Origin of the sequence: Streptomyces sp. NPDC048255 (genome assembly GCF_040652415.1) — a bacterium.
GTDB lineage: Bacteria > Actinomycetota > Actinomycetes > Streptomycetales > Streptomycetaceae > Streptomyces.
Genome location: NZ_JBEZMA010000040.1, coordinates 42,904 through 68,543 on the forward strand (window position 1 = coordinate 42,904; position 25,640 = coordinate 68,543).

Annotated in this window: 24 protein-coding genes and 7 tRNA genes; 20 read left to right on the forward strand and 11 right to left on the reverse strand. The window is 74.3% G+C overall.

From position 1 onward, the window contains the following. Positions 1 to 53 precede the first annotated feature (53 nt). The 6 genes from AB0D94_RS26520 (at position 54) to AB0D94_RS26545 (ending at position 8,965) form a co-directional block, all read left to right on the forward strand. Entirely contained in the window at positions 54 to 917 is an 864-nt protein-coding gene (locus AB0D94_RS26520) for a MetQ/NlpA family ABC transporter substrate-binding protein (RefSeq protein WP_362056293.1), read from the forward strand. Positions 918 to 1,158: 241 nt separating this feature from the next. Next, positions 1,159 to 1,839 (forward strand): GNAT family N-acetyltransferase, encoded by a 681-nt coding sequence (locus AB0D94_RS26525; protein ID WP_362056295.1) that lies wholly within the window; start codon positions 1,159 to 1,161, stop codon positions 1,837 to 1,839. 79 nt (positions 1,840 to 1,918) lie between these two features. Further along, positions 1,919 to 3,124 carry a precorrin-6y C5,15-methyltransferase (decarboxylating) subunit CbiE gene (gene cbiE / locus AB0D94_RS26530; RefSeq protein WP_362056297.1) on the forward strand — a complete coding sequence of 402 codons (1,206 nt, stop codon included), beginning with the start codon at positions 1,919 to 1,921 and terminating at the stop codon, positions 3,122 to 3,124. Between the two features lie 274 nt (positions 3,125 to 3,398). Continuing rightward, complete coding sequence (cobT, locus tag AB0D94_RS26535) at positions 3,399 to 6,548, forward strand: nicotinate-nucleotide--dimethylbenzimidazole phosphoribosyltransferase (RefSeq protein WP_362056299.1); 3,150 nt, start codon at positions 3,399 to 3,401, stop codon at positions 6,546 to 6,548. A 323-nt stretch (positions 6,549 to 6,871) separates the two neighbouring features. Then, complete coding sequence (cobA, locus tag AB0D94_RS26540) at positions 6,872 to 8,104, forward strand: uroporphyrinogen-III C-methyltransferase (RefSeq protein WP_362056301.1); 1,233 nt, start codon at positions 6,872 to 6,874, stop codon at positions 8,102 to 8,104. 42 nt (positions 8,105 to 8,146) lie between these two features. Next, on the forward strand, positions 8,147 to 8,965 hold the full coding sequence (locus AB0D94_RS26545) for an RNA methyltransferase (RefSeq protein ID WP_362056303.1): 819 nt from the start codon (positions 8,147 to 8,149) through the stop codon (positions 8,963 to 8,965). A gap of 37 nt (positions 8,966 to 9,002) precedes the next feature. On the opposite strand, the gene AB0D94_RS26550 is transcribed toward AB0D94_RS26545, so the two are convergent. Further along, complete coding sequence (locus AB0D94_RS26550; protein WP_362056305.1) at positions 9,003 to 10,193, reverse strand: serine/threonine-protein kinase; 1,191 nt, start codon at positions 10,191 to 10,193, stop codon at positions 9,003 to 9,005. A 552-nt stretch (positions 10,194 to 10,745) separates the two neighbouring features. On the opposite strand from AB0D94_RS26550, the gene AB0D94_RS26555 reads away from it, so the two are divergent. The 3 genes from AB0D94_RS26555 to AB0D94_RS26565 all read left to right on the forward strand — a co-directional run bounded on the left by AB0D94_RS26555 (position 10,746) and on the right by AB0D94_RS26565 (position 12,574). Further along, positions 10,746 to 10,931 (forward strand): hypothetical protein, encoded by a 186-nt coding sequence (locus AB0D94_RS26555; RefSeq protein WP_266937839.1) that lies wholly within the window; start codon positions 10,746 to 10,748, stop codon positions 10,929 to 10,931. Positions 10,932 to 11,144: 213 nt separating this feature from the next. After that, positions 11,145 to 12,206, forward strand: coding sequence for a phosphotransferase (locus tag AB0D94_RS26560; protein WP_362056307.1), 1,062 nt, complete (start codon positions 11,145 to 11,147; stop codon positions 12,204 to 12,206). A gap of 65 nt (positions 12,207 to 12,271) precedes the next feature. After that, on the forward strand, positions 12,272 to 12,574 hold the full coding sequence (locus AB0D94_RS26565; protein ID WP_272256337.1) for a zf-TFIIB domain-containing protein: 303 nt from the start codon (positions 12,272 to 12,274) through the stop codon (positions 12,572 to 12,574). Positions 12,575 to 12,651: 77 nt separating this feature from the next. Here AB0D94_RS26565 and AB0D94_RS26570 read toward each other — a convergent pair. From AB0D94_RS26570 to AB0D94_RS26590, 5 genes are all read right to left on the reverse strand, one after another. After that, positions 12,652 to 12,726, reverse strand: a tRNA-Val gene (locus AB0D94_RS26570). Positions 12,727 to 12,778: 52 nt separating this feature from the next. Further along, positions 12,779 to 12,850 (reverse strand) — tRNA-Val (locus tag AB0D94_RS26575). 19 nt (positions 12,851 to 12,869) lie between these two features. Beyond that, positions 12,870 to 12,941: transfer RNA gene (locus AB0D94_RS26580), tRNA-Val, on the reverse strand. 1 nt (position 12,942) lies between these two features. Further along, a tRNA-Cys gene (locus AB0D94_RS26585) sits at positions 12,943 to 13,016 on the reverse strand. A 41-nt stretch (positions 13,017 to 13,057) separates the two neighbouring features. Beyond that, a tRNA-Gly gene (locus AB0D94_RS26590) sits at positions 13,058 to 13,130 on the reverse strand. 180 nt (positions 13,131 to 13,310) lie between these two features. Here AB0D94_RS26590 and AB0D94_RS26595 point away from each other — a divergent pair. From AB0D94_RS26595 to AB0D94_RS26605, 3 genes are read left to right on the forward strand one after another with little or no spacing between them, the layout of a single operon-like run. After that, the gene (locus AB0D94_RS26595) at positions 13,311 to 14,432 is read left to right on the forward strand and encodes a chorismate-binding protein (protein ID WP_362056310.1); all 1,122 of its coding nucleotides are present in this window, start codon (positions 13,311 to 13,313) and stop codon (positions 14,430 to 14,432) included. Then, positions 14,429 to 15,250: an aminodeoxychorismate lyase gene (locus tag AB0D94_RS26600; RefSeq protein ID WP_362056312.1), complete on the forward strand. Its 822-nt coding sequence runs from the start codon at positions 14,429 to 14,431 to the stop codon at positions 15,248 to 15,250. Before AB0D94_RS26595 ends, AB0D94_RS26600 begins: the two co-directional genes overlap by 4 nt. Positions 15,251 to 15,304: 54 nt before the next feature. Next, a complete protein-coding gene (locus AB0D94_RS26605) occupies positions 15,305 to 16,129 on the forward strand; it encodes a GNAT family N-acetyltransferase (protein WP_362056314.1) in 825 nt (274 codons plus the stop codon). Here AB0D94_RS26605 and AB0D94_RS26610 read toward each other — a convergent pair. Next, positions 16,126 to 16,641, reverse strand: a complete 516-nt coding sequence (locus tag AB0D94_RS26610; protein WP_362056316.1) for a DsbA family protein — start codon at positions 16,639 to 16,641, stop codon at positions 16,126 to 16,128. The two genes, AB0D94_RS26605 and AB0D94_RS26610, sit on opposite strands and share 4 nt — an antisense overlap. Positions 16,642 to 16,874: 233 nt before the next feature. Here AB0D94_RS26610 and AB0D94_RS26615 point away from each other — a divergent pair, with 233 nt between their 5' ends. Continuing rightward, positions 16,875 to 17,306, forward strand: a complete 432-nt coding sequence (locus AB0D94_RS26615) for a hypothetical protein (protein ID WP_362056318.1) — start codon at positions 16,875 to 16,877, stop codon at positions 17,304 to 17,306. Positions 17,307 to 17,397: 91 nt separating this feature from the next. Beyond that, positions 17,398 to 17,571 (forward strand): hypothetical protein, encoded by a 174-nt coding sequence (locus AB0D94_RS26620; RefSeq protein WP_362056320.1) that lies wholly within the window; start codon positions 17,398 to 17,400, stop codon positions 17,569 to 17,571. Here the strand turns inward: AB0D94_RS26620 and AB0D94_RS26625 are convergent. Beyond that, a complete protein-coding gene (locus AB0D94_RS26625) occupies positions 17,512 to 18,132 on the reverse strand; it encodes a CGNR zinc finger domain-containing protein (protein WP_362056322.1) in 621 nt (206 codons plus the stop codon). The genes AB0D94_RS26620 and AB0D94_RS26625 overlap by 60 nt on opposite strands. Positions 18,133 to 18,348: 216 nt before the next feature. Then, positions 18,349 to 18,762: an SsgA family sporulation/cell division regulator gene (locus tag AB0D94_RS26630; RefSeq protein WP_030011909.1), complete on the reverse strand. Its 414-nt coding sequence runs from the start codon at positions 18,760 to 18,762 to the stop codon at positions 18,349 to 18,351. Positions 18,763 to 18,939: 177 nt separating this feature from the next. Here AB0D94_RS26630 and AB0D94_RS26635 point away from each other — a divergent pair, with 177 nt between their 5' ends. Together AB0D94_RS26635 and AB0D94_RS26640 are read left to right on the forward strand one after the other, a co-directional pair. Beyond that, positions 18,940 to 19,377 carry a TIGR02611 family protein gene (locus AB0D94_RS26635; protein ID WP_362056325.1) on the forward strand — a complete coding sequence of 146 codons (438 nt, stop codon included), beginning with the start codon at positions 18,940 to 18,942 and terminating at the stop codon, positions 19,375 to 19,377. A 57-nt stretch (positions 19,378 to 19,434) separates the two neighbouring features. Next, positions 19,435 to 19,506 (forward strand) — tRNA-Val (locus AB0D94_RS26640). 48 nt (positions 19,507 to 19,554) lie between these two features. Here AB0D94_RS26640 and AB0D94_RS26645 read toward each other — a convergent pair. Continuing rightward, positions 19,555 to 21,939, reverse strand: coding sequence for a hypothetical protein (locus AB0D94_RS26645; protein WP_362056327.1), 2,385 nt, complete (start codon positions 21,937 to 21,939; stop codon positions 19,555 to 19,557). 124 nt (positions 21,940 to 22,063) lie between these two features. Between AB0D94_RS26645 and AB0D94_RS26650 the strand changes: the two genes are divergently transcribed. Together AB0D94_RS26650 and AB0D94_RS26655 are read left to right on the forward strand one after the other, a co-directional pair. Continuing rightward, complete coding sequence (locus AB0D94_RS26650; protein WP_362056329.1) at positions 22,064 to 22,552, forward strand: SRPBCC family protein; 489 nt, start codon at positions 22,064 to 22,066, stop codon at positions 22,550 to 22,552. Positions 22,553 to 22,590: 38 nt separating this feature from the next. Continuing rightward, a tRNA-Val gene (locus tag AB0D94_RS26655) sits at positions 22,591 to 22,662 on the forward strand. A gap of 122 nt (positions 22,663 to 22,784) precedes the next feature. On the opposite strand, the gene AB0D94_RS26660 is transcribed toward AB0D94_RS26655, so the two are convergent. Continuing rightward, positions 22,785 to 23,510 carry a 3'-5' exonuclease gene (locus tag AB0D94_RS26660; protein ID WP_266937853.1) on the reverse strand — a complete coding sequence of 242 codons (726 nt, stop codon included), beginning with the start codon at positions 23,508 to 23,510 and terminating at the stop codon, positions 22,785 to 22,787. Positions 23,511 to 23,731: 221 nt separating this feature from the next. Here AB0D94_RS26660 and AB0D94_RS26665 point away from each other — a divergent pair, with 221 nt between their 5' ends. Together AB0D94_RS26665 and AB0D94_RS26670 are read left to right on the forward strand one after the other, a co-directional pair. After that, positions 23,732 to 24,310 carry a DUF4365 domain-containing protein gene (locus AB0D94_RS26665; RefSeq protein WP_266937854.1) on the forward strand — a complete coding sequence of 193 codons (579 nt, stop codon included), beginning with the start codon at positions 23,732 to 23,734 and terminating at the stop codon, positions 24,308 to 24,310. Beyond that, positions 24,310 to 25,551: a hypothetical protein gene (locus AB0D94_RS26670; RefSeq protein ID WP_362056332.1), complete on the forward strand. Its 1,242-nt coding sequence runs from the start codon at positions 24,310 to 24,312 to the stop codon at positions 25,549 to 25,551. The genes AB0D94_RS26665 and AB0D94_RS26670 overlap by 1 nt, the downstream gene beginning before the upstream one ends. Positions 25,552 to 25,640 lie beyond the last annotated feature (89 nt).

Here is a 25,640-nt window from a genome sequence, read left to right on the forward strand (position 1 = left end):
TGGGCCACCACCAGCAAGTCTCAGGTACTTGTTCAGCAAGAAAGGCACTCTTCGTGCGTAAGAACATCAAGCTCACCGCCCTCGCCGCCACCGCGTCCGCGCTCGTCCTCGGCCTCAGCGCCTGCGGCAGCTCCTCGGACCCGTCCTCCACCAAGGCCGACGGCGGCAAGACCGACGAGAGCAAGCCGCTGGTCGTCGCGGCCTCCCCGAGCCCCCACGCCGACATCCTGAACTTCGTCAAGGACAAGCTCGCGGCGAAGGAGGGCCTCAAGCTGGAGGTCAGGGAGTTCACGGACTACGTCCTGCCGAACACCGCGACCCAGCAGGGCCAGGTCGACGCCAACTACTTCCAGCACAAGCCGTACCTCGACGACTTCAACAAGAAGAACGGCACGACCATCGTGCCCGTCGTGAACGTGCACCTGGAGCCCCTCGGCCTCTACTCCAAGAAGGTCAAGGCCCTCACCGACATCAAGGCCGGCCAGACCATCGCCGTCCCCAACGACACCACCAACGAGGGCCGCGCGCTCCAGCTGCTCGCCGCGAACAACCTGATCACCCTCAAGGAAGGCGTCGGCACCAGCGCCAAGCTGTCCGACATCACCGACAAGAAGGGCCTGGAGTTCAAGGAGCTGGAGGCCGCCACGGTCCCGCGCGCCCTGAACGACGTGGACGCCGCCGTCATCAACGGCAACTACGCCATCGAGGCCAAGCTCTCGCCCGCCAAGGACGCGCTGATCCTGGAGAAGTCCGAGGGCAACCCGTACGCCAACTTCCTCGCGGTGAAGGAAGGCAACCAGGACGACCCGCGGATCCAGAAGCTCGCCAAGCTCCTGAACTCCGACGACGTCAAGAAGTTCATCGAGGAGAAGTACCAGGGCTCGGTCACCCCGGCCTTCGGCACCCCCGCCTCCTGAGCCACCGGGCCCGCCCCCGCGGGTCCACCGGCCTTCGCAGGGCCCCCGTACGGCCCCGCACGCCCCCGTCGGCGCGCGGGGCCGCGCTCTGCCCGCTTCCGGGCAACCCGGCCATGCACATCCCGCGGCCGATGCTGCATGCTGTGGCCTACGACCCGCAGGGACGGTCCCGCACGAACGGTCCCGCACCGCGGTCGCCTCGCACCACGGTCGCACCACGGTCCCAGGCTTGGAGCTGCGCATGACTACCACCTTCCCGGACGTCACCATCAGCACGGACCGGCTGGTGCTGCGCCCCTTCGAGGAGGAGGACGTCACCGCGCTCACCGAGATGATGAACGACGAGCACGTCACCGCCTGGACCAGCGCGCCCCACCCCTACACCCACGCCCACGCCCACCGCTGGGCCACCCGCGGGGCCCACGCCGAACGCACCGAGGGCCGCGGCCTCGTCCTCGCCGTCAACGAGTTCCTCACCCAGCGCCTCGTCGGCGTCGTCCACCTCCAGAACACCAACTGGCGCACCCGCTCCGCCGAGGCGGCCTACGTCACCGCCCCCTGGGCCCGCGGCGAGGGCTACGCCAGCGAGTCCGTACTCGCCGTGGCCCGCTGGCTCTTCCGCGACCAGGGCTTCGAACGCCTCGAACTGCGCACCGCCGCCGACAACACCGCCTCCCAGCAGGTGGCCCAGAAGATCGGCTGCATCAGCGAGGGCGTGCTGCGCAACGCGTGGATAGTGCGCACCCAGACGGCCGACGGCACCTGGACCGACACCCGTACCGACCTGATCGTTTGGAGCCTCGTCCCCGAGGACCTCGAAGACGGCCCCGGCTACGACGGCTACAACGGTTTCGAGGACGAGTACTCCTACGCACAGCGGGCCGACGCGAACGGCTACGCCGTCGGCGCCGACCGGAACTGAACCGATGACCAGGTAGTCTCACCGTGCCCGACCCCCCTGACGAAGCTTCGCCTGCCCCCACCCCAGGAGACTGACGACGATGGCCGACCGGGTCACGGTGATCGGCTGGGACGGCTCACCCCTGACCGCGGCCGCCCGGTCCGCGCTCTCCGCCGCCACCCTGGTGGCCGGCGCGGCCCACCACCTCGCGCTCCCCGAAGTCCCGCCCACCGCCGAACGCATCCGCCTCGGCAGCCTGGGCCTCGCCGCCCGCCGCATCGCCGCTCACCGCGGCACCGCCGTCGTCCTCGCCGACGGGGACCCCGGCTTCTTCGGCGTCGTACGCACCCTGCGCGCCCCCGAACACGGCCTCGAGGTCGAAGTCGTCCCCGCCGTCTCCTCCGTGGCCGCCGCCTTCGCCCGTGCCGGCATGCCCTGGGACGACGCCCAGGTCGTCGTCGCCCACCCCCGCACCCTGCGCCGCGCCGTCAACGTCTGCCGCGCCCACAGCAAGGTCGCCGTCCTCACCTCGCCCGGAGCCGGCCCCGCCGAACTCGCCCTGCTCCTCGACGGAGTCCACCGCACCTTCGTCATCTGCGAGGAGCTCGGCACCGACCGGGAACAGGTGAGCGTCCTCACCTCGGACAAGGCCGCCGACCACAGCTGGCGCGACCCGAACGTCGTCATCGTCATCGGCGGCGGCGGACAGACCGCCACCGCCGACCCGGGCTGGCTGCTCGGACAGGGCCCGGCCCACGCGGCCGGCCGCGGCTGGGCCAGGCCCCGGCCCGACCCGGGCGGCGAGGGCGAGTCCGCGCACCTGCGCGCCGCACAGCTCGCCCGGCTCGGCCCGCGCACCGGCGACCTCGTCTGGGACATCGGCTCCGGCTCCGGCGCGTTCGCCGTCGACGCCGCGGCCTTCGGAGCCGCCGTCATCGCGGTGGACGCCGACCCGCACGCCTGCGAACGGGTAACGGCCGCCGCCCGCAAGCGAGGAGTGCAGCTCCAGGTCGTCGCCGGCCGCGCCCCGCACGTACTGGAGAACCTGCCCGAGCCGGACGTCGTACGCGTCGCCGGCGGGGGAGCCGAGGTCGTCGCGGCCGTTGCCGACCGCCGCCCCGAACGGATCGTCAGCCACGCCTCCACGCGCGACGAGGCGGAGGCCATCGGCCGCGCCCTCACAGAACACGGGTACGCCGTCGAGTGCGCCCTGCTCCAGTCCGTGGGCCTCGACACCCGTACCTGGGCCGAACAGGACCGTTCCGTGGTGTTCCTGCTGTCCGCCGAACGCCCCCTGACCCGCTGATACGAGGGCCGGGGTAGGCTGGCCGATCGTCGTACTGCCGCGGACGATTCGGGCATCGCGACACCGCCGGGCCGTGCGACGTGGCGCAGTCCACAGCAGACCGTGTCGGTAATGGCCGCCACGGTGGCTGACGGGCGCGACAATGCTTAGTGGTTGTCGTGCGGGCGCTTGAGAGGCGAACGCGCTTCACGGCAACCCCGCACGGCAACTCCGCTCGGCGGCCTCGTGGGCGCCGGGCGATCGAAGAGGCAAAACCGATGGGCGAGGGGTACGCATGACTGACACCGGCCAGGTCCCGGGCGAGGGTCACCCGGACAACGCGGGCATGGTGGCTCAGCAGGGCATCCCCGCTCCCGTCCAGCTCCCGCCGCCGCTCCCGGCCGGCTACGCCTTCCAGGACCTCGTGGACGACCCGGCCGAGCCCGAGGACGAGGAACTGCTGCTGATGCCGAGCAGCCAGGGCGCCTGGAGCGACCCGCAGATCGTCCCGCCCGCCCCCGCCTTCCCGGTCGAGCCCCCGCTGGGCGAGCTCCCGAACTACGCGGACGCGCCCTACGCCGACGCGCCCTACGGGGCCGGGTCCGCGTACCCCGAGGCCCCGGCGGCGTACGCCGAGCCCGCCGCGTACCCCGACTTCCCCCAGCAGTCCTTCCCCGACGCCTCCTACACGGCCGGCGCCCACGAGGCGGGCGGCCGTGACTCCGGCGTGCTCGACCTCGGCGGGCTGGTCGTCCCGCCGCAGGCGGCCCCCGCCGCGCCGGCGGGCCCCGCGCCCGTCCCGGCCCGCCGCCCGCTGCACATGGGTCCGACCGTGCCCGAGGCCACCGGCGGAGTCGTACGCTCCCTCGCGGACCGCGGTCCGGCCGCGGCGCCCGCCGCGGCTCCGGTCATGGCTCCGGCTCAGGGCGCCTCCGCCGCCTCGGCGTTGAGCACCCCGGCCGCGCCGGTCCCCCTCCGCCAGGCGGGGCCGCCGACCACCGGTCCCGAATACCTCGACATCCCGCGGGCCGAGGCCGCCGCGCCCCAGCCGGGCGAGGTCCCGCCGCAGGCCGGGGAACCGTGGGCGCCGGAGCCGTTCTCCGCCCCGGAGACCGGGCTCGAAGCCGGGCCCGTGGCCCCGGGGGCAACCGGGCCCGCGCCGTTCGCGGCCGGGCCGGAGCCGCTCCCGGTGCAGCCCGAGCCGGTCCCCGCGGAGGCCGTGGCCCAGCCCGCGCAGCCGGAGCCGGTCCAGCCCGAGGCCGTCCAGCCCGAGCCCCTTCAGGCCGAGCCAGTCCTGGCCGAGCCCGTGCCCGTGGTGGCCGAAGCCGTGCAGCAGGCACCCGAGGCGGCCGAGCCCTTCGAGCCGGTTCCCGCGGAGCCGGTGTTCGCGCAGCAGCCGCAGCCCGTGGCGGCCGAACCGGCCGAGGCCGCTCCCGCCGACCCGGCGCAGCCCGTGGCGGCCGAAGCCGCCGAGCCGGTGCCCGCGCAGCCGGAGCAGCAGCCCGGGCAGCAGCCCGAGCCCCTCGTGGCCGAGCCCGCCGCACCGGCCGCAGCCGAAGCCGCCCCCGACGCCGCCGAGCCGCTCCTCGCCGAGGCGGAGCCCGCGGCCGAGCCCGCGGCCGAGCCCGTCGCGGCCGAGGTGCCCGCCGAAGCCCTCCCGGAGGCGGCCGAGCAGGCCGAGCAGCCCGAGCCCGCCGCCGAGCCCGCCGCAGGCGACCCGGCCCCCGCGTACGCCGACGCCGAGCGCGAGGCCGTCCTGCGCGTCATGCGCGAGCGCCGTGACATCCGCAAGGGCTTCCGTACCGACCCCATCCCGCACGAGGTGCTGCTCCGCGTTCTGGAGGCGGCCCACACCGCCCCCAGCGTCGGCCACTCGCAGCCCTGGGACTTCGTCGTCATCCGGTCGGCCGAGACCCGCCGCACGATGCACGAGCTCGCCCAGCGCCAGCGCGAGGCCTACGCCAAGTCGCTGCCCAAGGGGCGGGCGAAGCAGTTCAAGGAACTCAAGATCGAGGCCATCCTCGACACCCCGGTGAACATCGTCGTCACCGCCGACCCCACCCGGGGCGGGCGCCACACCCTCGGCCGCCACACCCAGCCGCAGATGGCCCCGTACTCCTCGGCCCTCGCCGTCGAGAACCTCTGGCTCGCCGCCCGCGCCGAGGGCCTCGGCGTCGGCTGGGTCAGCTTCTTCGACGAGCGCGAGATGGTCCGCGAACTCGGCCTGCCGGAGCACCTGGAGGTCGTCGCGTACCTGTGCGTCGGGTACGTGGACGAGTTCCCGGAGGAGCCCGAGCTCGCCCAGGCCGGCTGGTCGCAGCGCCGTCCGCTCTCCTGGGTGGTCCACGAGGAGACCTACGGCCGCCGCGCGCTGCCCGGCGAGGAGCCGCACGACCTGCTCTCCGAGACGGTCGCCAGCATCCGCCCGCTCGACGCGAAGGCGCTCGGCGAGGCCTGGGAGCGGCAGAAGCGCATGACCAAGCCCGCCGGGGCCCTGGGCATGCTCGAAATCATCTCGGCCCAGCTCAGCGGCCTCTCCCGGGTCTGCCCGCCGCCGATCCCGGAGCCCGCCGCCGTCGCGATCTTCGCCGGTGACCACGGGGTGCACGCCCAGGGCGTCACGCCGTGGCCCCAGGAGGTCACCACCCAGATGGTGGCCAACTTCCTGGGCGGCGGGGCGGTCTGCAACGCCTTCGCCAACCAGGTCGGCGCCGAGGTCTGCGTGATCGACGTGGGCGTCGCGGGCGACCTGCCCGCCACCCCCGGCCTCCTGCCCCGCAAGGTCCGCCCCGGCACGGCGGACCTCTCCACCGGTCCGGCGATGACCCGCGAGGAAGCGGTCGCCGCGATCGAGGTCGGCATCGAGACGGCCCGCGACCTGGTCGCGGCGGGCAACAAGGCCCTGCTCACCGGCGAGATGGGCATCGCGAACACCACGGTCTCCGCGGCCCTCATCTCGGTCTTCACCGGGGTCGACCCGGCGGAGGTCACCGGCCGCGGCACCGGCATCAACGACGAGACCCACGCCCGCAAGGTCGAGGTCGTACGCCGCGCCCTGGAACTCCACCAGCCGGACCCGGCGGACCCCATCGGCGTCCTCGCGGCCATCGGCGGCCTGGAGCACGCGGCGATCGTCGGCCTGCTCCTCGGCGGAGCCTCGCTCCGTACGCCGGTCATCCTGGACGGCGTCAGCGCCGGCGCGGCCGCCCTGGTGGCCCGCGCCATCGCCCCGGAGTCCCTGTCGGCGTGCATCGCGGGCCACCGCAGCGCGGAGCCCGGCCACGTCGCCGCGCTCAACAAGCTGGGCCTGCGCCCGCTGGTCGACCTGGACCTCCGCCTCGGCGAGGGCACGGGCGCACTGCTGGCCCTGCCCCTGGTCCAGAGCGCGGCCCGGGCGATGCACGAGGTCGCCACGTTCGACTCGGCGGGCGTCACCGAGAAGTAGCCCGTGCGGGCCGCCTTCCCGGGGCTCCGCCCCCGACCCGCCGGCGGGGCTGGAATTGCCGCTCCGCGGCAGCCCAGCCCGCGCCTGGCGGCCGGCATCAGCCGAGATCCAGCGCCTCCGGCGTTTGAGGAGCGGGGTCTGGGGCGGAGCCCCAGTTTCGGGAAGGGGCGGGGTGGGGAATGCCGCCCGCAGGGCCCGGCCCGCGCCCCCGTCCACGCCGGGCCGTATCGTGGACCCGCAAGGGAATCCGCACGTCAGCACCCCGCCGCTCCAGAGCCGCAGCGGCAATACAGAACCACCGCCGCATCAGGAGCCGCACCGCAATGGCCGAACACCCCGCGTACCCCGTCGGTCTCCGACTCAGCGGCCGCCGCGTCGTCGTCATCGGCGGTGGCCAGGTCGCCCAGCGGCGTCTGCCCGCCCTCATCGCGGCCGGCGCCGACGTCCTGCTCATCTCGCCCTCGGCCACCCCCTCCGTGGACGCCATGGCCGAGACCGGTGAGATCCGCTGGGAGCGCCGCCGCTACCAGGACGGCGACCTCGCCGGAGCCTGGTACGCGCTGATCGCCACCCAGAACCGCGAGGACAACGAGCGGGCCTCCGCCGAGGCGGAGCGCGAGCGCGTCTGGTGCGTCCGCGCCGACGACGCCTCCGCCGCCACCGCCTGGACCCCCGCGACCGGCCGCAGCGAGGGCGTCACCATCGCCGTGCTCACCGGAAACGACCCGCGCCGGTCCGCCGCCGTCCGCGACGCCGTCGTCGAGGGCCTGCGCGAGGGCACCCTCGCCGCGCCCGCCCACCGCCGCCCCCACACCCCCGGCGTCGCCCTCGTCGGCGGCGGCCCCGGCGACCCCGATCTGATCACCGTGCGCGGCCGCCGGCTGCTCGCCGAGGCCGACGTCGTCATCGCCGACCGGCTCGGCCCCCGCGACCTGCTCGACGAGCTCCCGCCGCACGTGGAGGTCATCGACGCGGCGAAGATCCCGTACGGCCGGTTCATGGCCCAGGAGGCCATCAACAACGCGCTGATCGAGCACGCCAAGGCCGGCAAGGCAGTGGTCCGGCTCAAGGGCGGGGACCCGTACGTCTTCGGGCGCGGCATGGAGGAGCTCCAGGCCCTCGCCGAGGCCGGCATCCCCTGCACGGTCGTCCCCGGCATCTCCAGCTCCATCTCGGTGCCCGGAGCCGTCGGCATCCCCGTCACCCACCGCGGCGTGGCCCACGAGTTCACCGTGGTCAGCGGACACGTCGGTCCCGACGACCCGCGCTCGCTCGTCGACTGGGCCGCGCTGGCCAAGCTCACCGGCACCCTGGTGATCCTCATGGGCGTCGACAAGATCGGCCTGATCGCCGAGGCCCTCGTCCGCCACGGCCGCTCCGCCGACACCCCGGTCGCGGTCGTCCAGGAGGGCACCACCGCCACCCAGCGCCGGGTGGACGCCACCCTGGCCACGGTCGGCGAGACGGTCCGCGCCGAGGAGGTCCGCCCGCCGGCGGTCATCGTCATCGGCGAGGTCGTCACGGTCAACGCGGCTTCCCCCACGACCAGCGCCTGACAGGCCGTTGGCACCACACCCAGGACAAGGCAGTATCACCCTGTGGCTGATCTCATCACCGTCGAGGACCCCGACGACCCGCGCCTGCGCGACTACACGGGTCTGACCGACGTCGAACTGCGGCGCCGGCGCGAGCCCGCCGAAGGCCTGTTCATCGCCGAGGGCGAGAAGGTCATCAGACGCGCCAAGGACGCCGGGTACGAGATGCGCTCCATGCTGCTCTCCGCCAAGTGGGTCGACGTCATGCGCGACGTCATAGACGAACTCCCCGCCCCGGTCTACGCCGTCAGCCCGGAGCTCGCCGAACGCGTCACCGGCTACCACGTGCACCGCGGAGCCCTCGCCTCCATGCAGCGCAAGCCGCTGCCCACGGCCGAGGAACTGCTCGCCACCACCCGGCGCGTGGTCATCATGGAAGCGGTCAACGACCACACCAACATCGGGGCCATCTTCCGCAGCGCCGCCGCCCTCGGCATGGACGCGGTGCTGCTGTCGCCGGACTGCGCGGACCCGCTCTACCGCCGTTCCGTGAAGGTCTCCATGGGCGCGGTCTTCTCCGTCCCCTACGCGCGCCTCGACGCCTGGCCCAAGGGGCTGGACTCGGTCCGCGAGGCGGGCTTCAAGCTGCTCGCCCTCACCCCGCACTCGAAGGCCTCGCCGATCGACGTGGCCGCGCCGCAGTCCCTCGAACGGGTCGCCCTGATGCTCGGGGCCGAGGGCGACGGCCTCTCCACGCAGGCGCTGGTCGCCGCCGACGAGTGGGTACGGATCCCCATGGCGCACGGCGTGGACTCGCTGAACGTGGGCGCGGCCGCGGCCGTCGCCTTCTACGCGGTGGCCCAGGGCCGCGCAAGCAGCTAGTGCTGTGTCCGGCCCAGAAGCTCTGAGCCCGTCCGGCTCAGAGCTTCTGGGCCGCCGCGATGCCCAGCGCCACGATCAGCGTCACCACGACGAACACGATCAGCCGCTGCCGCATCAGCTTCGGGTCCGGCCGTGAGGGCCGCCGCCCCGTCCCCGTCGTACGAGGGGCCGGGCGGCCGCCCGTACGCCCCGCCGTCGGCCTGGAGGACGGGCCGCCCGGGTTGCGCGAGGACGAGGGCCGCGAGTGCGGTCCGCTCTGCGGGCCGCCCTGGGCCCGCGGCGTGGCGGCGGCGCCGGGGCGCCGCTCCGTCTGCTGGTCCGCGTACAGGTCGGCCCCCTCGGGGAGCCGCCCGGTGGGCCGGTCCGAACGGGCGCGCTGCGCCGGCGGGCGTCCGTCGGAGAGCCCCTGGGCCTCGCGGGCCGCGATCTCCTTCAGCCGCATCGACAGCTGGAGCGTGCTGGGCCGCTCCTCGGGGTCCTTGGCCAGGCAGGCGCGCACCAGGGGCGCCAGCGCGTCCGGGACCCCCACCAGGTGCGGCTCCTCGTGCACGACGCGGTACAGCATGACCTCGGAACTGCCGTGCCCGAAGGGGGAGTCGGCGGTCGCCGCGTAGGCGAGGGTGGCGCCGAGGGCGAAGACGTCGGTGGCGGGGGTGACGATGGCGCCGCGCACCTGTTCGGGCGCCAGGAAGCCGGGGGAGCCCACCGCCGTGCCCACGTGCGTCAGCGTGCTGGCCCCGGTGGCCCAGGCGATCCCGAAGTCGATGATGCGCGGGCCCTTGGGGGACAGCAGGATGTTCGAGGGCTTGAGGTCGCGGTGGACGACCCCCGCCTCGTGTACGGCGACCAGCCCCTCGGAGAGCGCGGCGCCGACGGCGGCGATCTGCGCGGCCGTCAGCGGGCCTTCCTCGGCCACCTTGTCGTGCAGGGAGGGCCCGGGCACGTACTGGGTGGCGAACCACGGCCGCTCGGCCTCCAGGTCCGCCGCCACCAGGCGGGCGGTGCACCCGCCCCGGATCCGCCGGGCCGCCGACACCTCGCGCGCGAACCGCGAGCGGAACTCCTGGTCCTCGGCCAGATCCGGCCGGATGACCTTGAGGGCGACCCGCTGCCCGCGCCGGTCCGACCCCAGGTAGACCACGCCCATGCCGCCGGCGCCGAGCCGTCGGTGCAGTCTGAACGAGCCGACGACACGCGGGTCCTCGCGCCGGAGCCGCATCATCGCCATGTCCACCCCGCTGACCGGTCGTCCTGTTGACGTGGCACAGCTTACGGACGATCCGCCATGCGCGCTCAGAGGCCGCGCCCTCGCCGGGGGATTCGATTGTCAGTGCGGGGCAGCCTTCTTGAGGGATGCTCAAGTGCCCGGGCCGATACTGGTGAGGGGTGGGTCGAAGGGCCCAAACACCCCTCGCCGCACGGCCATTGGTACTTCCGGCCGCTCCGTTCGCGGGGTGGGTGGAGGCCGTACGGCCGCAAGGCCCGGATCGATCTTGCGGGTGGACCGCACGAGGACACGCATGAACAGGGAGTGACGGAAGTGAGTGAAGTCACTACCCTCCGGTCATCCCCTCCGGGAAGACCCCGACAGCGGGGGACCGGTCTCCACCCAGGGGAGTACACGGAAGTGGCCCCCTCATCCTCATGGAGGCCCGCCAATGGGTACGAGGGCATGAGGCCAGGGGCCGTCCACGCGCCTAGTGTTGAAGACAAGCGGCGGGTGGAGCACTCGTCCCCCGAGGTCACAAACCCGCCGCTGCCAAACGACAGGGAGAGGACCATGGCGGACATCGCACGGCAGGGACGCAAGGCATTCGCGTTCAACGGCCATGAGTCCGGCACGCGCCACCCGCTGGTGGCCGCGGCCATGGTGCTCCCCCTGGCCGCCGTCCTGCTGTTCCTCTTCGGAGGCTTCGAGCAGGTGGCGGCGCAGGCGTCGTCCGTGGGCGCGATGCTGGGGCGCTGAGCGGCGCTCCGGATCCGGGAGAGCGGCCCGGATCGGGACATCGGCCTGTCAGCCCCGTGGGGACGGGGGTGCGACGGACGGCAGGTGAAGGGTGCTGCCCGTACGACTGGGGAGTCGGACGGGCAGCACCCTTTTTTTCGTGCCCGCAGGCGGCGGCGTACGATCCCCGGACGCCGGGGACGATCCCGTCCCGCCGCCCGAACCGGGGGTTCCATGACCGCCGTCTCCCTGCCCGAGGCCCTCGCCGCCCGCGCGGCCCGCTCGCCCGGGGTGCGGGAGCCGTACACGGTGCTCGCCGACCGGGCGGACGGGACCGTGGTGCGCTGCGGGGAGACCGTGGCCAAGGCCCATGCCGCGGACGCCGACCGCGAGGCCCTGGCCGTGCGGATGCGGATCGCCGGGCACGAGGCGCTGTCCGGGGTGCTCCTGCCGCCCCTGCGCACCGGGGCCGGATGCCTCGGGGGCCGGCCCGTGTCCCTGTGGCCCTACGGAGCCCCGGTCGACCCCGAGCGCCCCGAGGACGCCCCGTGGGAGGCCGTGGCCCGGCTGCTGGCGGCCCTGCACCGGATCCCGCCCGGCCGCCTCCCCGGACCCCTCCCGTCCATGCGCGGCCCGGCGAAGGTGGCGCGCGCCCTGGCCCGCCTGGCACGGGCCGTGCCGGGGCCGGGGTCGCCACCGGAGCCGGCCCCGGCCCCCGGACCGCGCCCTGCACGGACACCGGCACCGCTACCGGCACCCTCACCGGTCCGCGCCTCCGGTGCGGAGCCCGGGAGCCTCCCGGCGCCCCGGGACGCCGAAGCCGTACGGGCCGCCGCGCGGACCCTGCCCGCCTGGGCGCGGGGCGAGGCGGAGCCGCCGCCCGGCGGTGCGCTCTGCCACGGGGACCTGCACCTCGGGCAGCTGGTGCGGTACCCCGCCCCGGACGGGCCCTGGCTGCTCATCGACGTCGACGACCTCGGCCTCGGCGCCCCCGCCTGGGACCTCGCCCGCCCGGCCGCCTGGTACGCCGCAGGGCTGCTCGACACCGGGACCTGGCTGCGCTTCCTGGACGCGTACCGCGCGGCCGGGGGACCGGCGGCCGGTCCGCCCGGCCGCGACCCTTGGCCCGAACTGGACCTCGCCGCCCGCGCGCTCACCGTACAGACGGGGGCCCTGGCGCTGTCCAAGGCGGCGGAGGCGGGCCGCCGACTGGACGACGTGGAACGGCTGGTGGTGGATGCCTGTGCCCGAATTGCGGGCCTCCCGGCCGACTTGAACTCGGGGCCCCCGTCGTAGGGTGAGTCCTCCGCCACCGGGCATGCATCCGATGGCGACGTCCACGGCGAGGAGTTGATCCGGTCATGCAGTGTCCGAAGTGTCATGCCGCGATGCACACGTACAACCGCAACGGTGTCCAGATAGAGCAGTGCAGCGGCTGCCGCGGCATCTTCCTGGACTACGGCGAGCTGGAGGCGCTGACCCGCCTGGAGTCCCAGTACACGGCCCAGCAGTACGGCCAGGTCCCTCCGCCGGCCGCGCCCCCGGCCCCCTACCCGGCCCCGCACGCGGCCCCGGCTCCCGCCTGGGGCGCCCCGCACCACGGCGGCCACGGCCACCACGGTCACCACCGCGGCGGCTTCGGCCGGATGCTCTTCTCCTCCTGACGCGTCCGCCCAGCCGCGCACCGGCGTACCCGCGTACGACAGAAGCCCCGGCCGTCGAGACGGCCGGGGCTTCCGGGTGGTGCGCGATACTGGGATTGAACCAGTGACCTCTTCCGTGTCAGGGAAGCGCTCTCCCGCTGAGCTAATCGCGCGGGCACCACGGCTGTGAAGCCGCAGGTCAAGCAGGTGGTGCAGAGTGTTGCGTGCGCGATACTGGGATTGAACCAGTGACCTCTTCCGTGTCAGGGAAGCGCTCTCCCGCTGAGCTAATCGCGCGGGGGTCCTTGCGGACCAGTGGACGATACTGGGATTGAACCAGTGACCTCTTCCGTGTCAGGGAAGCGCTCTCCCGCTGAGCTAATCGTCCTTGGAGGTGGAGACGGGATTTGAACCCGTGTAGACGGCTTTGCAGGCCGTTGCCTCGCCTCTCGGCCACTCCACCATGGAGCTGCAGGGGTTCTCGGGAAGAAATCCCCCACTTCGAGCGGACGACGAGACTCGAACTCGCGACATCCACCTTGGCAAGGTGGTGCTCTACCAACTGAGCTACGTCCGCAGGTCACCGCGTTCGCTCCGGGGTGTTCCCCCTTCGCTCCCTGGCGACGTGTTGAACTCTAGCGGATTCCCGGGCCAGCTCAAAAACGCGTTTCCGCAGCGTGCTGCCGCTCGATCACCGCCGGTCACCCGACCGTCACCTCACCGGCGCCGCCGCGTCACCGGTCATAGACTCGCAGCCGTGCACGACCTGCCTCCTCTGGCCCGCTTCGGCGGCCTGCTCGCGACCGACCTCCGAGATGTCACCAGTGATCCCGCCGCCCTCGACTCCACCGGGTTCTGGGCGGTGGCCGCGGACTTCGAAGGGCGGCTCGTCTGCGCGCGCTTCGGGGACATACGCCCGGACCCCGTCCCCGCGCCCGTCCCCGGGGCCTGGCGCGGACCGGACCCCGACGAGTGGACCTCCTCGCTCGACCGCGCCGCCTACACCGCCGGCGTACGCCGCATCCGCGAGCACATCGCCGCAGGTGAGGTGTACCAGGCCAATCTCTGTCGGGTGATGTCCGCGCCGCTGGCCGACCCGGCCGGCGCCGACGTGGACGCCCTCACCGCACTGCTCGCGCGCGGGAACCCGGCCCCCTATGCAGGAACGATTCGGCTCCCCGCCCACGGCGTCGAGATCGCCACCGCCTCCCCCGAGCTGTTCCTGCGCCGGGCCGGCCGGCACGTGGAGTCGGGCCCCATCAAGGGCACCGGCCGCACCGTCGCCGACCTGCTCCCCAAGGACCACGCCGAGAACGTGATGATCGTGGACCTCGTACGCAACGACCTCGGCCGGGTCTGCGCCACCGGCTCCGTCGCCGTGCCCGAGCTGTGCGCCGTGGAGGAGCACCCGGGCCTGGTCCACCTGGTCTCCACCGTCAGCGGCGAACTCGCCGACGGCGCGGGCTGGCCCGAGCTGCTCGCCGCCACCTTCCCGCCCGGCTCCGTCACCGGCGCCCCCAAGTCCTCCGCCCTGCGGATCATCGAGGCGCTGGAGACCGCCCCGCGCGGCCCCTACTGCGGCGGCATCGGCTGGGTCGACGCCGACCAGGGCACGGCCGAGCTGGCCGTCGGCATCCGCACCTTCTGGATCGACCGGGAGGCCCCCGGCGGCCCCCGCCTGCTCTTCGGCACCGGAGCGGGCATCACCTGGGGTTCCGACCCCGACCGCGAATGGGCCGAGACCGAGCTGAAGGCGGCCCGCCTGCTGCGGGTAGCGTCAGGCCTCCACGAGGCGCCCGGCGCGCAGGGTGCGCCCGGGACACACGGGACACACATGACGCACGGGACGCACGGGACTACGGGAAGGACAGCACGGTGAGGATCTGGCTCGACGGAGCGCTGCGGGACGCGGACGAGGCGAAGGTGTCCGTGTTCGACCACGGGCTGACCGTGGGCGACGGCGTCTTCGAGACGCTCAAGGCGGAGCGCGGCGAGGCCTTCGGGCTCACCCGGCACCTGGAGCGGCTGACCCGCTCCGCCCGCGGACTGGGTCTGCCCGACCCCGACCTCGACGAGGTGCGCCGGGCCTGCGCGGCCGTCCTGGCCGCCAACCCGATGCCGCTCGGCCGGCTGCGCGTCACCTACACCGGCGGCGTCTCCCCGCTCGGTTCCGACCGGGGCGAGGCCGGCCCCACCCTGATCGCCGCCGTCGCCGCGACCACCCGCCGCCCGGACACCACGGCCGTCGTCACGGTGCCCTGGGTGCGCAACGAGCGCAGCGCGGTGACGGGCCTGAAGACCACCTCGTACGCCGAGAACGTCGTCGCACTGGCCGCCGCCCACCGGGCCGGCGCCTCCGAGGCGCTCTTCGCCAACACCGTGGGCCGGCTCTGCGAAGGCACCGGCTCCAACGTGTTCGTCGTGCTCGACGGGGAACTCCACACCCCGCCCGTCGCCTCCGGCTGCCTGGCCGGCATCACCCGGGCGCTCGTCGCGGACTGGGCCGGGGCCAAGGAGACCGACCTGCCCTTCGAGGCGCTGGACCAGGCCGAGGAGATCTTCCTGACCTCCTCGCTGCGCGACGTCCAGGCGGTCGTCCGGATCGACGGCCGGGAGCTCGGCTCCGGCCCGGGTCCGGTCACGGCCGAGGCGATGCGGATCTTCGACGCCCGCTCCGCGGACGACCTCGATCCGTAACCCCATCCCCCAACCCTGTCGCAACGGGGCCGCCGGGCGGGTAGAACTCGGACGATGACCACCACCCTGCGGCCGTCCGGGCCGCTTCAGCAGAGCGACGGCGGGGCGCGGACGCGCCCGTACGAGATCCGGGTCAACAGCAGGCGCGTCGGTGCCCTGCTGATCGCCTCGGACTCGCCCTTCGGGCCGACCGTCGGGGAGATCCGAGACCTCGCCGTCGACGAGCCCGACCGTGGGCGGGGCCGGGCCACCGTGGCCGCGCTGGCCGCCGAGGAGGTGCTGCGCGGCTGGGGCTGCCGCCGGGTGCGCGTCTCGGTCCCGGCGGACTCGGCCGCGGGCCTGCGCCTGGCCCGGTCCCTCGGTTACGCCGAGTACAGCCGCCACATGGCCAAGGAGCTCCCCGAAGAGCCCCCCGCGCTGTCCGAGGGGGTCCTGGGCCGCCCGATGACGGAGGCCGAGTACGCGGCCTGGCACGTCGAGGCGGTCCGGGGCTACGCCGAGGACTGGATCGGCCGGGGCATGCCCCCGGAGGCCGCCCGGGCCAGGTCGGCGGCCGACCACGAGACCCAGCTGCCCCGGGGCCTGGCCACCCCCGGTGTCACCTTCGTCGTCCTGGAGGCGGTCGGTGAGCCCGTCGGCCACCTGTGGGTCGCGCCGTCCGGGGCGGGCTCCTACGTCTTCGACGTCGCGGTGGACGCCGCGCACCGCGGACACGGCTACGGCCGCGACCTGATGCTCCTCGCGGAGCGCACGGCCCTGGCGGCGGGCCACCGCCTCCTCGCCCTGCACGTCTTCGCGGGCAACACCCCGGCACTGCGCCTGTACGAGTCCCTCGGCTACCGGCCGACGAACTTCAACTACGCCAAGGACCTGATCTAGGACTGGGGGGAGTCCGGGCCGGCGGCGAGCAGGCGGTCGGCGATCTCCTCGATGCGGGCGCGCAGGCCGTCCTGGCTCTTGCCGCCGTCGAGGCGTTCGCCGCCGATCACGTACGTCGGGGTGCCGGTCACGCCGATCGCCTTGCCCTCGGCCTGGTCGGCGTCGACGATCAGGATGTGCCGCCCGTCGATCAGGGCGGTGTCGAACTCCTCGACGTCGAGGCCGAGTTCGCGCGCCACGTCCAGCAGGACCGGCTCGCCGCGCTCACCGAGCTCGGCGGTACGGGCCAGCACGGCCTCCGCGTACGGCCAGCCCTGCCCCTGCTCCACGGCCTCCTCGGCGGCCTGCGCCGCGGCGAAGGCGTGCTTGTGCTTCTCCAGGGGGAAGTGGCGCAGCCGGATGTCCAGCCGGTCGCCGTAGCGGGCCCGCAGGGCGCGCACGTCGTCCAGGGCGTGGTGGCAGTCCGGGCACTGGAGTTCGCACCAGACGTCGAGGATCACGGAATCGGTCATACAGACAGTCTCCCAGCCCCGCGCCCGGCGGCCGACCCAGCCCCGCGCCCGGCGGCCGACCCAGCCCCGCGCCCGGCGGCCGACCCGGACCCGGTGCGCGGGCTGAGACCTGGGGAGGAGGCGCGACCCGGAGATCTCCCGGAGATCCGCGCGGGCCGCGCCGGGGACCTGGCCCGTACCGCGGGGCCGGTGCAGGATGGATAGGGACAGACCGCCCAGCCCTGGAGGACCGCATGCTCGCCGAGACCATATGTTCCGCGGTGTCCGCGGCCGGCCTGGGCATCGCCGCGCTGACCGCGTACCGCAAGCGCTTCCTGGCCGCCACGCGGATCGCCGCCTACGCGCTGGTGCCGGTGGGCCTGGTGATGACGGGCCTCGTGGAGTGGGTGTCCGGGATGGTCTTCAAGCCGACCGTCTGGGCGGGCTTCGGCCTGCTGGCGCTGGCCTGGCTGCTCTTCCTCACCACCCGCGCCGTGGAACGCCGCGGCCTCGCCAAGCAGGTCAAGGGGGGTCAGGTCCAGGGGGCCGTCGCCCCGGCCGCCTCCGCGCCGTCGCTCGACGCGGGCTCCCGCTCGCGGCCGGCGGCCCGGCCGGACAAGGCCCCGGCCGCGGCCGGGGAGGACTTCTCCGACATCGAGGCGATCCTCAAGAAGCACGGGATCTGACCGGCGGGCCCACAAGATCGGGCGAACTCCCGCCCGGAAGTTGGCGTGTTGAGGGGCGGATGGCGACGCGCTGCGTCATCATCGGCCCGACATGCTCGACACATCGCAGGGTGAGCCGTCGGTTCCCGCGCCGGTCCCCGCCCCCGTCGCCGAGGAGCCGCGAGGCTGCCTCTTCGCGCTCTCCCAGCCGCCGTTGATGATCTTCCTAGGAGTGATCGGCACCTTGCTGCTGCTCGCCGCCGTGCACGATCTCTTCCTGCTCTGACGCCCCCGCGTCGGCTTCCTTGCGCCGGGCCCGGTACGCCGCCACGTGCAGCCGGTTCCCGCAGGTCCGGCTGTCGCAGTAGCGCCGGGAGCGGTTCCGGGACAGGTCCACGAAGGCGCGCCGGCAGTCCGGGGCCTCGCAGCGGCGCAGTCGCTCCTGTTCGCCGGAGACCACGATGAAGGCCAGCGCCATGCCGCCGTCGGCCGCCAGGTGGTCGCCCACCGACGCGCCCGGCGCGAAGTAATGCACGTGCCAGTCGTAGCCGTCGTGGTCGGTCAGCTGCGGCGTGGTCCCGGCCGTCGCCACCAGCTCGTTGATCAGTACGGCCGCCGCACGGGAGTTCGGCGCCGCGAAGACCTGGGCGAACTTGCCGCGCACCGCCCGGACCCCGGACAGGTCGCGGGCGCCGAGCTCGCCGACGTCACTGATCGCGTACTCCTTGACGAACGCGCGCAGTGCGCCGATGTCCGCGAGTCCGTCGGGGTGGTCCACCTCGGCCGCGGTGTTCACCAGCGCGACGACGACGTCGAGCGCGCGGCGGGTGTCGTGGGGGATCTGCACGGGGTCTCCCTCAGGGGCCGGGCCTGCGGCGACGGGCCAGTGCCGCCGCTGGGGGAGGACTCTAGCCGGTCCCTCTCGCCGGGGGTGCCCCCACGCGCACCGGCGCCGTCCCCGCGGACGGCTTCCGCGGGAACAGCGCCAGGCCATGCCGTATGTGGTTGTCCGGCTCACACCGTCGCCCCGAGTCGGACGGTGTCGAGCGGCTGTGGGCCTGGCTCAGCTTTCGGCCAGGATGTGGGAGAGCTCCTTGTCGAGGTCGAAGTGCCGGTGCTCGGTTCCTGGTGGAACCGCGGCGTCCGTCCGCTTGAGGAACGACTCGAGTGCTCGGGCGGGTGCTTCGAGCAGTGCTTCTCCCTCCGGTGAGCTCAGGGCGATGCAGACGACGCCCTGACCGTGGCTGCGGGACGGCCAGACGCGGACGTCGCCGGTACCGGTGGGCCGGTGGAGGCCCTCCGCGAGGAGGTCGCGGGCGAATACCCATTCGACCGTCTCCTCGGCGCCGGTGTGGAAGGTGGCGTGCACGGCGTAGGGGTCGGCCGTGTCATACCGCAGGCCCGCGGGAACAGGCAGTGAGGACTCGCTCGACACAACGAGGCGCAGGTGCAGCTCGCAGCTGACCGTGGTGTTCATAAGCGCCAGGGCCTTTCGCTCAGTGTGCGCTCGGGGATTCGCACGTCGGCGAAATCGACATGCCACCTACGGTGCCGTTGTAAACCCCTCTGACCGTTTTGCGGACCTCTGGGTCCCTCGTACGGCGGATCCAAACCACCATTCACGTGTGCATCCGGCTCGGGTAGATTCGACCCCATGAATACGGGGAGTGACCGCGAGACCCACGAGTCCGCCACCGGCGAGCCGGCCGCCGCAGAGACGCCGCACGTATCGAAGGCGCCCGCCTTCATCAAGGCCCGCCGGACCCTGCACCTGAGCTGGCAGGTCGGTGTCTTCGTCGTCGGCCTCGCGGTGATCGCCGCCGGTGTCGCGATGCTCGTGCTGCCCGGCCCCGGCTGGGTCGCCATCTTCGCGGGCCTGGCGATCTGGGCCACCGAGTTCGCCTGGGCGCATCTCGTCCTGCGCTGGACCAAGCGCAAGGTCACCGAGGCGGCGCAGAAGGCGCTCGACCCCAAGGTGCGGCGCCGCAACATCATCCTGACCAGCGTCGGGCTCGTCATCGCGGGCGCGCTGATCGGTTTCTACCTGTGGAAGTACGGGCTCGTCCTGCCCTGGGACATCAAGGAGCAGTGACCGGCCGGTGCTGGTCATGGAGCACCGCTGACATGCGGTAATGTTTGCGGTGCGTCCGGGCGATTAGCTCAGTGGGAGAGCACTTCGTTCACACCGAAGGGGTCACTGGTTCGAACCCAGTATCGCCCACCCGGACCAGAGGCCCGGAGACTTTCACAGTCTCCGGGCCTCTGGCGTTCACCCCAGCCGGCCCAGCGCGTCCCGCAGCCGCCGGGCCTCGCCCAGCCGCTTCTCGTACGTCGCGCCCACGGCCAGCAGCAGCAGGCCTGCCAGGGCCGGCGGCAGCCAGCGCGGCAGCACGCCCACGACCTGGACGACGTACGGGGCGAGCTCGTGCAGGGCCACCGACGCCAGCACGGCGCCGCCCAGCAGCAGCGGGGCCTGCAGCCGCCGGTGCGCGCCCGCCAGGGTCACCACCAGCGCGGCCAGGCCCAGCAGCAGCGGACGCAGCCAGTACGGGTCCCCCCAGGCCGCCAGCAGGCTCGGCAGCAGCGTCGCCGCCAGCCCCGCCCCGTACGCGGTCCAGGACGAGCACCGCGGGTCCTTCCGGCGCCGCAGCAGACCCACCGCGAGGGCGGGCACCGTCACCGGCAGCGTGTAGGCCTCCGGGGCCGTGACCCCGGCCTCCGCCAGCCGCACCCAGGTCGCCAGGGCGAACAGCGCCCCCGCGGCCCAGCCCAGCTGCCGCCGGTCCGCCCGCACCGCCGCACCCGCGCAGACCACCCCGGCCAGCGCCAGCGCCAGGGCCGTCGTCCCGGCCTGCCGGCCGGCCGCGGCCAGAGCCAGGGCCAGCACACCCGCCGCGGCCGCCGACACCTCGGCCGGCACCCGTACGGCGCCCAGCCGCGGCCCGAGGGCGGCCACCGCCGCCGGGACCGCGAGCACCGGCAGCGACCACCAGGACAGCGCCAGCTCCGTCACCGCGCACACCGCCACCAGCACCCCCGTGGCGTACCCGACGGCGCACACCGCCGCCCAGGACCGGGCCCAGCGCGGCGCGGGCCCGTGCGCCGCCCCCGCGGCGCAGCCCGCACCGAGCAGCCCCCACACCGCGAAGGTGGCCGCGCGCCCGTCCAGCGCGCCCAGGGACACGTTCGCGGCCCCGGCCAGGGCGCACAGGCCAGCCGCGAGCGCCACGCCCCGGGCCCACGACCGCAGGACGAGCACCCCCGCGCCCGCCGTCACCGCCAGCTGGACGGCGAAGACCGCCGCCACCGGGAACCCGAGCAGCACCGGGGCCGTGAACAGCCCCGACCAGCCCAGGACGACCGCCACGACCAGCGGCTCGGGCCGCGCCAGCGCCCGGGACAGCCACCAGGCCGCCCCCGCCGTGACCAGCAGCACCACCGGAACCGCCGCCCCCGGCCCGTACGGATCCGCCGCCGGGGTCGTCGCCGCCCACACCTCGTCCAGCACCTCGAACCGGGCCGCCAGCGCCGCAACCACGGCCGACCAGCCCGCCAGCGCCGCCAGGGCCGCCACCAGCGCCCCGGCCCACGCCAGCCCGTGCCGGACCGGCTCCGGCAGCCAGGGCGCCCGTACGGCCGCCAGCAGCGGCAGCGCCACCAGCAGGTGGGCCACCACCACCCAGCCAGGATCCAGCCCGGGGCGCGCCGCACCGGCGAACGCCACCACCACCGCGAGGCCGCCCGCGAACGCGGCGAACCAGGCGCGCGGCCCGCGCCAGGCCACCGCCACCCCGAGCGCCGCCACCGCCAGCAACAGCGCCCCCGGGGCCAGCGCCCCGGCCGCCGAGCCCGCCGACCACGAACGGGCCGCCCCGATCAGCAGCGCACCGGTCCCCAGCACGCCCGCCGGGATCCACGCCGCCGCGCACCACGCGGCAGTGGCCGGCAGCGACCGGGCCCGCAGCGCGAACGCCGCGTCCAGCGCCGCCGTCGCCAGCAGCGCCCAGCCCAGCCCCAGCGGACCGGCCTGCGCGGCCAGCGCCGCCAGCGGCAGGGACCACTGCGCCGCCAGCACCGCCGCGGGCACCGGGATCCGCAGCGGGGGCAGCCGCCGGGCGAGTACCAGCCCGTACCCCGCCCAGAGCGTCGCCCCCACCGCGGTCGCGGCCGCCGCGTAGCCGAGGGGGTCGGCGTCCGGGAGGGCGACCGCGTACAGCGCGTACGCGTCCAGGACCGTCAGCAGCAGACCCACGGCGGCCACCGACTCGGCCGTCGACCTCAGCCCGTGCCGCAGCAGCGGCACGGGCGCGCCCAGCGCGGCCGCGGTCACCGCCGCCAGCACGGCGGAGCGCCCCGCGATCCCGAGCGAGCCCCAGCTCACGAGCGTGAAGGCCAGCGCGGCCACGGCCAGCAGCACCGCGCCCAGGGCGAGCAGCACGTTCTGCGCGCTCGGGGCCGAGGACTCCTTCGCGGGCGCCGGGGGCGCCCACCCGGCGGGAGGCCCCCACACCCCGGCGGCAGCCGGGCCGGACGAGCGCAGCAGGCGCAGCAGCCAGTCCCGGCGCGACAGCAGGTACAGCCGCCGGGTGTCGAGTTGAGCCAGTTCGCGGTCGATGAGCGCCAGCTCCTCGGCCGGCGGCAGGGGCTTGTTCATGATGCGGAGTGTGGTGCCCGTCACGCCGTCAGGACATGGGCGTGCGTACTCAGATCCCCACTGAGTACGCACGGGTGTCGCCGAACCGGGAGTGCGCGGCACGGCCGGGGGACAGACTGGCCCCATGCACCAGAGCCGCCGGGACCGCTGGAGCCACTACCGCTTCCGCAGCGTGTGGGACCTCGACGCCCCGCCCGCAGACGTCTACGCCGTACTGGAACGGATGGGGGAGTACCCGCGCTGGTGGCCCCAGTTCCGCCGGGTGGAACGCGTGGACGACCGCACCGGCACCGTCCAGATCCGCTCCGTACTGCCGTACGCCCTCCACGTCACCACCACCGAACTGCTCCGCGACCCCCGCCGAGGCCTCCTGGAGGTGGCGCTCCACGGCGACCTGGAGGGCTGGGCGCGGTGGACGGTACGCCCCCGCGGCGGACCCGGCGCCGGGCGCACCCGCGCCCTGTACGAGCAGGAGGTGGAGGTGCGCACGCCCCTGATGCGGCGGCTCTCGCTGCCCGGGCGGCCGGTGTTCCGGCTCAACCACGCCCTGATGATGCGGGCCGGACAGCGCGCCCTCGCGGCCCGGCTGGCCGCTTCCCCGGAAGCGGTTTGAACCAGCCCCAAGGCTTCTGTATTGTTCAGTGCGTTCCCGGGCGATTAGCTCAGCGGGAGAGCACTTCGTTCACACCGAAGGGGTCACTGGTTCGATCCCAGTATCGCCCACCGGGACAGGCCGGTCCGTCTGATGACGGACCGGCCTTCCGCATCTCCGGGACGGGACCGGAACCGGGACCGGGACGGTTTCGCTTCCCGGTCCGCTTCCGCGGAGCGCCGCGCGGCGCCGCTCATGCGGCCGTCGACAGGTCCGGCCGCAGCGGCCAGTGCGGATCCACCGACTCCGGCGTGCCCTGACGCGCGAACCACGCCTGGAGCCCCCGCGCCTGCGCCGCGTGCCACACCTGCTGGAGCGTGTGCAGTTCCGCCGGGGTCAGCCGCTCCAGCCGCCCCGCGAACCGCCGCCCCACCGCCCGTACGAGCTCCAGCGAGGCCAGCGCGTCCGCCGCCGCGTCGTGCGCGCCCTCCAGCTCGATCCCGTAGTGCGCGCACAGGTCCGTCAGCGTCCGGCGGCCCTTGCGGTAGCGGTCCAGGTGCTTGTCCAGCACCCGCGGATCCAGCACCGTCAGCGGCCGGTTGTCCAGGTACCGCGACAGCGAGGACGCCCGGTGCCTGCGCAACTCCCGGTCCAGCAGCGTCAGATCGAACGGCGCGTTCATCACCACCACCGGCCGGCCCGCCACCTGCTGCTCCCCGAGCGCGCGGGCTATCTCCTCCACCACCGGCGCCGGCCACCGCCCGTGCCGCTGGAGGTGCTCGTCGGTGAGACCGTGCACTTCCGTGGCCCCCGGCGGAACCGGGATGCCGGGATTGACCAGCCAGCGCGTCGAGCGGACCCGGCCGCCCGCGCACTCCTGCACGATGAGCGCGGCGGACACGATCCGGTCCGACTCCACGTCCACCCCGGTCGTCTCCGTGTCGAATGCGGCCAGCGGGCCCTCGTACCAGCGTGTCATGGCGAACTCCTCGTCCCCGGTCGGCAGATGGGGGCACCCGGGCGCCGCCGCCTCGGAACGTGCCACCCTTGCCCGCTTCGGTGATACCCGGGCTGTTTGCCCCGTACGCCGTTTGCGGGTGCCCGGGTGCGGAGACAACTTCCTTGGGGGACCGCACAGGTGAACGGTCGTCACCCCACACACCACCCACGGCAGAGCCCGGAAGGCATGGGGAGCCGGCCATGGCGCTCGCGCAGCCCGAACAGGGCGGGGTGCTGCAGGGGCAGATCGATCCGCGAAGCGGACCGCTGCGCGGCACACTCGCCACCACCGCCTGCATGGAGACCCTTCAGGTGGGATACCTGCACGCCGTCGCCGCCGCGGCCGGCTGCTCGCTCTCCCAGCCCTTTCCCGACAACGGCATCGACTGGCACGTCAGCCACGGTGCGCCCGAACACGTCGTCGACGACGAAGTCACCATCAAGGTGCAGCTGAAGGCCACCTACCAGATACCGCCCCGGCCGGCCGGACCCACCTTCGGCTTCACCCTCGACAACGAGCACCTCGTGAAGCTGGCGCGCACCCCGGTAGCCGTCCACAAGATCCTCGTCGTGATGCTCGTCCCGCGCGAGCGCGACCAGTGGCTGTCCGCCGGGCACGACCGGCTCGACCTGCGGCACTGCTGCTACTGGACCAACCTCGCCGGACAGCCCGTGACCGGCCGGCGCCGGACCACCGTACGGATACCGACCACACGGATCTTCGACGACCGGGCGCTGTGCGAGATCATGACCCGGGTCGGGTCGGGAGGGACACCCTGATGCACTGGCACTCACCGAACCTCGAACCGCTGTCGTCCCGGGAACCCCTGGGGTACGCGGACCTCACCCGCCCCGGGACTCCCGATCCCGCGCAGGTCGACCCGGCCGTGCTCGGTGCGCTGCTGCACCGGCACGGCTGGCTGCGCCGGGGCGGGGCCGCCGGACGGTACGGGCGCTGGACACCGCCCGCCGCGAGGCCGGGCGGCGCCTCCCCGACCAGCCTGCTCGTCCCGGAGAGCCGTACCTTCCCCGACTGCGCCGACCTGCTGGAGGAGGCGCTGACCGCCCTCTCGCGCAGCGCCCTGCCCTCCGCGCGCGAGGTGCTGTACGGGCTGAGCGTGCCGAGCGACGAGATCCGCTGGGAGCGGGAGATACCGGAAGGGCCGTACGGGCTGCGGGGCGAGGCCGCGTGGACGGTGCAGGAGCAGCTGCGCTCGGCGGCCCGGCAGCTCCTGATCGCCGGAGCCCTGGCGGACCGGGCGAAGGCCGGGTACTACGGCGCCCGCCACCGGGCGCAGGCCGAACGGGCCCTGGACGGGGTACTGGTGGGGCCTTCGCCGGGAGGCCGGCGGCTGACCGCGTTCGTCCCGGTCGACGGGGGCCGGGGGACCATGACGCGGCTGCACCACGCGCTGCACGCCGCCCGCGAGGCCGTGGACTACCAGCGGGCCACCGGCGGGATGGAGGCCTTCGACGCCGCCGTGGCGGCCGGGGTCAGCCGGGAGCTCGCCGACGCGCTGATCGCGCTGGTCGGCGGCTCGGAAGGAGCCCGGGTCGCGCTGGCCTGGGCGCCGGCGGCCGGGGTGCCGGCGGGGTGCGCGGCCCGGCCGGAGCCGGTTGAGTTCTCGCCGGGGGACCTGCCGGTGCTCCGCGAGGCCGCGGCCCGCTACACCCGCGACGAACCGGCCGTCGCGGTCCGGATCGCGGGCGCGGTGGTACGGATGCGGCGCTCGGCCCCGGGCGGCGGGGGCACGGTCCGGCTACGGGTCCTCGCCGGGGCGGAGATCCCGTACGTCCGCGCCGCCCTCGACGAGGAGGCGTACCGGGTGGCGGGCCACGCACACCTGGTCGGCCTGCCGATCCGGGTCAGCGGACGGCTCCAGCGCCGGGGCGGCTTCCGGCGGCTGGCCGAGGCCACGGACGTGACCCCGGTCCCGCTGGACGAGGTGGAGCGGGACCGTCTGATGAAGTCCCTGGACGAAGCCTTCGATCCTGCGGATGTGCTGCCGTCGGACGACTAGGCCGTGTCTGATGGCTCTTTGATGAGGTCGCGGAGCCAGATCACGATGGCTGCTGTGGCCAGGGTGCCGTTGAAGATGTAGTCGCGTTT

Coding starts and splice junctions, on each gene's coding strand:
- AB0D94_RS26525 (WP_362056295.1), top strand. CDS start 1,159: ATGACTACCACCTTCCCGGACGTCACCATCAGCACGGACCGGCTGGTG.
- cbiE (WP_362056297.1), top strand. CDS start 1,919: ATGGCCGACCGGGTCACGGTGATCGGCTGGGACGGCTCACCCCTGACC.
- cobT (WP_362056299.1), top strand. CDS start 3,399: ATGACTGACACCGGCCAGGTCCCGGGCGAGGGTCACCCGGACAACGCG.
- cobA (WP_362056301.1), top strand. CDS start 6,872: ATGGCCGAACACCCCGCGTACCCCGTCGGTCTCCGACTCAGCGGCCGC.
- AB0D94_RS26550 (WP_362056305.1), bottom strand. CDS start 10,193: ATGGCGATGATGCGGCTCCGGCGCGAGGACCCGCGTGTCGTCGGCTCG.
- AB0D94_RS26555 (WP_266937839.1), top strand. CDS start 10,746: ATGGCGGACATCGCACGGCAGGGACGCAAGGCATTCGCGTTCAACGGC.
- AB0D94_RS26560 (WP_362056307.1), top strand. CDS start 11,145: ATGACCGCCGTCTCCCTGCCCGAGGCCCTCGCCGCCCGCGCGGCCCGC.
- AB0D94_RS26565 (WP_272256337.1), top strand. CDS start 12,272: ATGCAGTGTCCGAAGTGTCATGCCGCGATGCACACGTACAACCGCAAC.
- AB0D94_RS26605 (WP_362056314.1), top strand. CDS start 15,305: ATGACCACCACCCTGCGGCCGTCCGGGCCGCTTCAGCAGAGCGACGGC.
- AB0D94_RS26610 (WP_362056316.1), bottom strand. CDS start 16,641: ATGACCGATTCCGTGATCCTCGACGTCTGGTGCGAACTCCAGTGCCCG.
- AB0D94_RS26615 (WP_362056318.1), top strand. CDS start 16,875: ATGCTCGCCGAGACCATATGTTCCGCGGTGTCCGCGGCCGGCCTGGGC.
- AB0D94_RS26620 (WP_362056320.1), top strand. CDS start 17,398: ATGCTCGACACATCGCAGGGTGAGCCGTCGGTTCCCGCGCCGGTCCCC.
- AB0D94_RS26630 (WP_030011909.1), bottom strand. CDS start 18,762: ATGAACACCACGGTCAGCTGCGAGCTGCACCTGCGCCTCGTTGTGTCG.
- AB0D94_RS26635 (WP_362056325.1), top strand. CDS start 18,940: ATGAATACGGGGAGTGACCGCGAGACCCACGAGTCCGCCACCGGCGAG.
- AB0D94_RS26645 (WP_362056327.1), bottom strand. CDS start 21,939: ATGAACAAGCCCCTGCCGCCGGCCGAGGAGCTGGCGCTCATCGACCGC.
- AB0D94_RS26650 (WP_362056329.1), top strand. CDS start 22,064: ATGCACCAGAGCCGCCGGGACCGCTGGAGCCACTACCGCTTCCGCAGC.
- AB0D94_RS26660 (WP_266937853.1), bottom strand. CDS start 23,510: ATGACACGCTGGTACGAGGGCCCGCTGGCCGCATTCGACACGGAGACG.
- AB0D94_RS26665 (WP_266937854.1), top strand. CDS start 23,732: ATGGCGCTCGCGCAGCCCGAACAGGGCGGGGTGCTGCAGGGGCAGATC.
- AB0D94_RS26670 (WP_362056332.1), top strand. CDS start 24,310: ATGCACTGGCACTCACCGAACCTCGAACCGCTGTCGTCCCGGGAACCC.